The sequence below is a fragment of the Streptococcus suis genome, assembly GCF_019794555.1.
Taxonomy (GTDB): Bacteria; Bacillota; Bacilli; order Lactobacillales; family Streptococcaceae; genus Streptococcus; species Streptococcus suis_AB.
The window spans coordinates 1-2,557 of record NZ_JAIMEP010000060.1; the positions used below are offsets into that span (position 1 = coordinate 1).

The window sequence follows — 2,557 nt, forward strand, 5'->3', positions numbered from 1 at the left end:
TTCTGCGGAGGTCGAAAAGATCGATTCAAAGCTCTTTATTGGGATGGACAGGGATTTTGGTTATTGTATAAACGTTTTGAAAATGGGAAATTGACCTGGCCAAACAATGAAGAGGAGGTTAAGGCGCTAACTTCCGAGCAGGTGGACTGGCTCATGAAAGGATTTTCTATCAGTCCAAAAATAAATGTTTCAAAAAGTCGTGATTTCTATTGAAATCATGGCTTTTCTTTGTGTATAATGAGATAAAAAGAAGGAGGTAAGTCCATGGAGTCACAAGATAAAGTGATTGAAAGTCTAACAAAAACCATTGAAATCATGACCAACGAATTGACCCTCCTTCGTGAACAGGTTGAGTATCTGAGACAGAAACTCTACGGAAAATCATCAGAGCAGGTTGTGTATCAACCCGGTCAGCTGAGCTTGTTTGGGGAGGAAAGCCTCCCTGAAGAAGAAGCTGACTTACCCAGTTGAAACAGAAACAATTACCTATAAACGTAAGAAAGCCAAGGGAGTTCGTCAGGCTATTTTTAGTCAGTTCACTCCAGAGATTATTCATCATGAATTGCAGGGCGAAGACTGCACTTGTCCAGACTGTCATGGACAGTTAAAAGAGATTGGTTCTACTGTTCAACGGCAAGAGTTGGTCTTCATTCCCGCACAATTAAAGCGGATTGACCATGTTCAGCACGCATACAAGTGTCAGGCATGTAGTCAGAAGAATCTGAGCGATAAGATTATCAAGGCTCCAGTTCCTAAGGCACCTTTGGCACACAGCTTGGGTTCAGCTTCTATCATCGCCCATACTATTCATCAGAAGTTCAATCTTAAGGTGCCCAATTACCGCCAGGAAGAGGACTGGCATAAGCTTGGTCTGCCCATCAGTCGGAAGGAAATAGCCAACTGGCACATCAAGTCTAGTCAGTATTATTTCGAACCGATTTATGACCTGTTGCACGAGAAATTGTTGGAGCAGCCTATTCTCCATGCGGATGAGACCTCCTACAAGGTCTTAGAAAATGATAGCCAGTTAACCTTCTACTGGACCTTCTTGTCTGGGAAACATGAGAAAAAGGGCATCACCCTCTATCATCATGACAAACGACGGAGCAGCTTAGTTGTGGAGAAATTTCTTGGAAATTATGCGGGCTACGTTCATTGTGACATGTGGAGTGCTTATCGTCAGTTAGACAAGGCACAGCTGGTTGGCTGTTGGGCTCATGTTAGACGAAAGTTCTTTGAAGCGACTCCTAAGAAGACAGACAAGACTTCTTTAGGAGCCAAGGGATTAGCCTATTGCGACCGCCTGTTTGCCTTAGAGAATGACTGGGCTGACTTGTCTACTGAGGAACGACTACATAAACGTCAGACAGAGTTAGCCCCCTTGATGGACGAATTCTTTGACTGGTGTCGCAATCAGGCCGTTTTGCCAGGCTCAAAATTGGGTACTGCAATAGAGTATAGCCTCAACTACGAAACCACTTTCCGAACCGTTCTCTCGGACGGTGACTTAGTCCTGTCTAACAATATGGCTGAGAGAGCAATGAAGACCTTAGTGATGGGCAGAAAAAATTGGCTTTTTTCTCAGAGCTTTGAGGGAGCCAAGTCGACAGCTGTCATTCTGAGTCTTTTGGAAACTGCTAAACGACACGGCCTTGATGCAGAAAAATATATGAACTATCTTCTAGAACACTTACCTAACGAGGAGACGCTCGGAAAAAAAGAGGTGCTGGAGGCTTATTTGCCATGGGACAAAAACATTAAGAGAGCTTGTAAATAGAAAAAAGGCTCCAGGGTCGTGTAGACTTTGGAGCCTTTTTCAATATACTTTGTTATTAGGCGCTTACCTTCAAAATGTCTCCCAGACCTTTTGAACTCCCACCCCGCATAGGAGGCTGGGCAAAAACTAGCCAGTAAATAAAAAAACAAAAAAAGATAAGAAAGGCGAACCTTTCCTATCTCTCTTTTTAGTGAAGTAATTCAATCAAATTTAGATAGAATCATTTTCTTCTTTGCGCTTGCGAGAAGCAAATGCCAAGCTTGATAAACCTACAAGTAGGAGTCCGACACCTGCTGCAACTGTAGCTTGATTACTTTCTTGACCAGTATTTGGAAGTACTGCTGATTTTGTAGTAGCACTTGCTTTTGTAGTTGCAACTGGTACAGATGGTACTGGAGCTGCCGGTGGTGTAGGTACCTTAGTTTCAGTTGAAGGTGACTCATTTGTACCAGAAGTTGAATTCTCAGTTTCTTTCACAGTGATTTTCACTGTAACTTCTTCTGATGATCCATCTGGGTAAGTTACAACAACTGTTGCTTCTTTATCACCAGGTGTTGTGGTATCAACTGGATCTTTGAAGTCTACTGTTGTACCTTCTGGAAGATCTGGCAAGTTTGCAATTGAATCTTCTGCTTTTGGTGTTTCACCAACATTCACTGTTTGATCTTTTACTTCTGGAGTATTCTTATCAGCGTCTGTAGTTGGATCTACTACTGTTACCTTAACTGGCACTTCATCTGTTGAACCATCTGGGTAAGTCACAACGACTGTTGCATCTTT

4 protein-coding genes are annotated in these 2,557 nt (G+C 42.7%); 3 read left to right on the forward strand and 1 reads right to left on the reverse strand.

Going from position 1 to position 2,557, the window contains the following annotated elements:
* The 3 genes from tnpB to K6V48_RS11575 all read left to right on the forward strand — a co-directional run.
* A partial coding sequence (gene tnpB, locus K6V48_RS11565) for an IS66 family insertion sequence element accessory protein TnpB (protein ID WP_222369559.1) occupies positions 1 to 213 on the forward strand: 213 nt, incomplete at its 5' end.
* Positions 214 to 264: 51 nt separating this feature from the next.
* Entirely contained in the window at positions 265 to 471 is a 207-nt protein-coding gene (locus K6V48_RS11570) for a transposase (RefSeq protein ID WP_222369838.1), read from the forward strand.
* The gene (locus K6V48_RS11575; protein ID WP_222369841.1) at positions 425 to 1,777 is read left to right on the forward strand and encodes an IS66-like element short variant transposase; all 1,353 of its coding nucleotides are present in this window, start codon (positions 425 to 427) and stop codon (positions 1,775 to 1,777) included. Before K6V48_RS11570 ends, K6V48_RS11575 begins: the two co-directional genes overlap by 47 nt.
* Before the next feature lie 210 nt (positions 1,778 to 1,987).
* Here the strand turns inward: K6V48_RS11575 and K6V48_RS12060 are convergent.
* Positions 1,988 to 2,557, reverse strand: a 570-nt coding sequence (locus tag K6V48_RS12060; RefSeq protein WP_222369845.1) for a Rib/alpha-like domain-containing protein, incomplete at its 5' end; no start/stop codon positions are given.

Coding starts and splice junctions, on each gene's coding strand:
- K6V48_RS11570 (WP_222369838.1), top strand. CDS start 265: ATGGAGTCACAAGATAAAGTGATTGAAAGTCTAACAAAAACCATTGAA.